This is a genomic window from Glycomyces amatae (assembly GCF_020991375.1).
GTDB classification, from domain to species: domain Bacteria; phylum Actinomycetota; class Actinomycetes; order Mycobacteriales; family Micromonosporaceae; genus Glycomyces; species Glycomyces amatae.
In genome coordinates this window covers 1-3,120 of record NZ_JAJLQZ010000049.1, presented here as the reverse complement: position 1 = coordinate 3,120, position 3,120 = coordinate 1, and the positions used below count along the sequence as shown (strand labels likewise).

Below are 3,120 nucleotides of genomic sequence, written 5' to 3'. Positions count from 1 at the left end.
TGTGTTAAGTTCTCGGCGGTTAGTACCCGTCCACTCCACGGCTCGCACCGCTTCCATGTCGGGCCTATCAACCCAGTCATCTTCTGGGCGCCTCACCAGCTTGCGCTGACGGAGATCTCATCTTAGAGCACGCTTCCCGCTTAGATGCTTTCAGCGGTTATCGCTCCCGAACGTAGCCAACCAGCCATGCCCCTGGCGGGACAACTGGCACACCAGCGGTTCGTCCATCCCGGTCCTCTCGTACTAGGGACAGCCCTCCATCAAATCTCCTACGCGCGCGGCGGATAGGGACCGAACTGTCTCACGACGTTCTAAACCCAGCTCGCGTGCCGCTTTAATGGGCGAACAGCCCAACCCTTGGGACCAACTCCAGCCCCAGGATGCGACGAGCCGACATCGAGGTGCCAAACCATCCCGTCGATATGGACTCTTGGGGAAGATCAGCCTGTTATCCCCGGGGTACCTTTTATCCGTTGAGCGACACCACATCCGTACGTTGGTGCCGGATCACTAGCCCCTGCTTTCGCACCTGCTCGACCCGTCGGTCTCACAGTCAAGCACCCTTCTACGCTTACACTCACCGACCGGTTTCCAACCGGCCCGAGGGCACCATTGGGCGCCTCCGTTACCATTTAGGAGGCAACCGCCCCAGTTAAACTACCCACCAGGCACTGTCCCCCAACCCGATCAGGGCCGCGGGTGAGACACACCATCAGATCAGAGCGGTATTTCACCAACACCTCCACCACGACTAGCGTCGCAGCTTCCCAGGCTCCCGCCTATCCTACACAAACCAAATAGTGCATCAATACCAAGCTATAGTAAAGGTCCCGGGGTCTTTCCGTCCTGCCGCGCGAAACGAGCATCTTTACTCGTACTGCAATTTCGCCGAGCATGTGGTTGAGACAGCGGGGAAGTCGTTACGCCATTCGTGCAGGTCGGAACTTACCCGACAAGGAATTTCGCTACCTTAGGATGGTTATAGTTACCACCGCCGTTTACTGGCGCTTCAATTCACCACTGCAGGCCAAAGCCTTGATGGATCCTCTTAACGTTCCAGCACCGGGCAGGCGTCAGTCCATATACCTCACCTCACGGCTTCGCATGGACCTGTGTTTTTAGTAAACAGTCGCTTCCCCCTGGCCTCTGCAACCCCCCACCGCTTCCGTGCGCTTCGCACCACGGTTTGGGGCCCTCCTTCTCCCGAAGTTACGGAGGCAATTTGCCGAGTTCCTTAACCACACATCACTCGAACGCCTCAGTATACTCTACCTGACCACCAGTGTCGGTTTCGGGTACTGGCCGAACACCACTCGCTAGAGGCTTTTCTCGACAGCACGGGATCACCGAATTCACCCATACGGGCTATGCTTCAGCGCTCACCCTCGCTATTGAAAGCAGCGTCCCCGGATTTACCTGGGAACGCGGGCTACCACCTTACCCCGCCTAATCCACCAGACGGTACGGCTACCCCACTGCGTCACCCCATCACTACGCTACACACGGAAAGGACCCCAACCAGTCGCTGATGCCAGCAATCCCGAAGGACCACCAACACCGGCTCCCAGCCGGTTAGCACAACCGCTATCACTCATACGCGGCATTCGGGTACCGGAATATCAACCGGTTCTCCATCGACTACGCCTCTCGGCCTCGCCTTAGGCCCAGACTAACCCAGGGCGGAACAACCGTCCCCTGGAACCCTTAGTCAATCGGCGCACAGGATTCTCACCTGTGTTTCGCTACTCATGCCTGCATTCTCACTCGTACCAAGTCCACCGGACGGGTCACCCCCCAGCTTCACCCCAGGCACGACGCTCCCCTACCCAACCCCGACAGTCGAAACTATCGGGCATTGCTACGGCTTCGGCGGTGCACTTCAGCCCCGCTACATTATCGGCGCAGAACCACTCGACCAGTGAGCTATTACGCACTCTTTCAAGGATGGCTGCTTCTAAGCCAACCTCCTGGCTGTCAACGCGACCCCACATCCTTTTCCACTCAGTGCACCCTTAGGGGCCTTAGCCGGTAATCTGGGCTGTTTCCCTCTCGACGACGGATCTTCTCACCCGCCGACTCACTGCCGCACTCAACACCATGGCATTCGAAGTTTAGCTGAGCTCAGTAACCGACACGGCCCATCACCCAACCAGCGCCCTACCACCACGGTGCAACACACGACGCTGCACCTAAATGCATTTCGGGGAGAACCAGCTATCACGGAGTTTGATTGGCCTTTCACCCCTACCCACACCTCATCCCCCCAGTTTGCAACCTAGGTGGGTTCGGGCCTCCACGACCTCTTACAGCCGCTTCACCCTGGACATGGGTAGATCACCCCGCTTCGGGTCTACAACACACCACTCAACGCCCTATTCAGACTCGCTTTCGCTCCGGCTCCACCACAACGGCTTAACCTCGCGGCATACCATAACTCGCAGGCTCATTCTTCAAAAGGCACGCCATCACCCGACCACCCGCAGACGAATCTACGAGCCAGGCTCTGACGGATTACAGGCACATGGTTTCAGGCACTCTTTCACTCCCCTCCCGGGGTACTTTTCACCATTCCCTCACGGTACTCTCCACTATCGGTCACCGGACCTCTTTAGGCTTACCAGACGGTCCTGGCAGATTCACACGAGCCTCCACGAAACCCGCGCTACTCGGGTGCGCCACCCGAACACCATCAACAACCTTCATCTACGGGACTCTCACCCACTCCGGTCGGCTTTCCCACACCGTTCGACTAGCTGCTAATGCGTGAACCTGAGCTCGGCAGAACCCAACGGCAACGTCCCACAACCCCTGACCCGCAACGCCTGCCGGCTATCACACGAACCAGGTTTAGCCTCCTCCGCTTTCGCTCGCCGCTACTCACGGAATCACTCTTGTTTTCTCCACAGCAGGTACTGAGATGTTTCACTTCCCCGCCACACCACAACCCGCCCTATACATTCAGGCGAGCGCGACCGGTCACTAAACCGGCCAGGTTACCCCATTCGGAAACCCTGGGATCACAGTCCAGTTGGCAACTCCCCCAGGCATATCGCAGCCTCACACGTCCTTCATCGGTCATCCGGCACCAAGGCATCCACCATGCGCCCTACACAACTTAAC

The 3,120-nt window shown here is 58.0% G+C and carries 1 rRNA gene; it reads right to left on the bottom strand.

The window, feature by feature from the left end:
* Positions 1 to 3,120 (bottom strand): 23S ribosomal RNA (locus LO763_RS28540).